This is a genomic window from Streptomyces sparsus (assembly GCF_054776295.1).
The window spans coordinates 1-1,113 of record NZ_BAAHCA010001274.1; the positions used below are offsets into that span (position 1 = coordinate 1).

The 1,113-nt window shown below is 76.7% G+C and carries 1 protein-coding gene; it reads left to right on the forward strand.

What is annotated here, in order from left to right:
* Nucleotides 1–1,113, forward strand: a 1,113-nt coding sequence (locus ACYVE9_RS27855; RefSeq protein WP_461030663.1) for a DUF5682 family protein, incomplete at both ends; no start/stop codon positions are given.

Sequence of the window (1,113 nt, forward strand, 5' to 3'; positions counted from 1 at the left end):
CGCGGCACCGGACGGTTCCGGGGCGGCGACCGGTCCGCCGGACGTGCGAGCCGTGCGGCTTGACCCGCTTGCCGCACTCGCCGAGGCCGCCGGGCACGACGACCCGGAACGGTGGTGGGAGGACGCGGTCGAGCACCAGGGCTCCACGCCGGGCAGCGGGGCCGAGCAGGGGGCGCCTGGTGACGCGCTCGCGGCCTTCCACGCCCTGGAGGAGGCCATGACGGAGCTGCGGGCCACCCACGGCCACGGCGGTGACGAGCGCGACCTGCCGCGCGAGGCCCACATGCGGCTGCGGCTGCGCGAGGCGCGGCGGGAGTTCGGCGACGCGAGGGTGGCCGTGGTCTGCGGGGCCTGGCACGTACCGGCCCTGCGTGAGCAGCACCCGGTCACCGCCGACCGCCGCCTGCTGAAGGGGCTGCCGAAGGTGAAGGCCGAGCTGTCCTGGGTGCCGTGGACGCACCGCAGGCTGGCCCGGCAGAGCGGCTACGGCGCCGGCATCGACTCACCCGGCTGGTACGGGCACCTCTTCTCGGCGGCCGACCGGCCGGTCACCCGCTGGATGACGAAGGTCGCCGCGCTGCTGCGCGCGGAGGACCTCCCCGTCTCCTCGGCCCACGTCATCGAGGCGGTGCGGCTCGCCGAGGCGCTCGCCGCCATGCGCGGCCGGCCGCTGGCCGGGCTGAGCGAGACGACGGACGCGGTGCGGGCCGTTCTCTGCGAGGGGTCCGACGTCCCGTACGCGCTGATCAGGGACCGCCTCATCGTCGGCGACGTGCTGGGTGAGGTCCCGCCCGACGCCCCCGCCGTCCCGCTGCAACGCGACCTCGACCGGTTGCACCGCTCGCTCCGGCTCAAGCCGGAGGCAGCGGAACGGGAGCTGGAACTCGACCTGCGCAACCCCACCGACGCCGCCCGCAGCCGACTGCTCCACCAGCTGCGGCTGCTGGGCATCGACTGGGGCGAGCCGGTCCGCGCACGCGGTGGCACCGGCACCTTCCGGGAGAGCTGGGCGCTGCGCTGGCAGCCGGAGCTCTCAGTCCGGGTCGCCGAGGCCGGCGCGTGGGGGACGACGGTTGCCGGCGCCGCCTCCGCCCGCGCCCAGGCCCTCGCGGG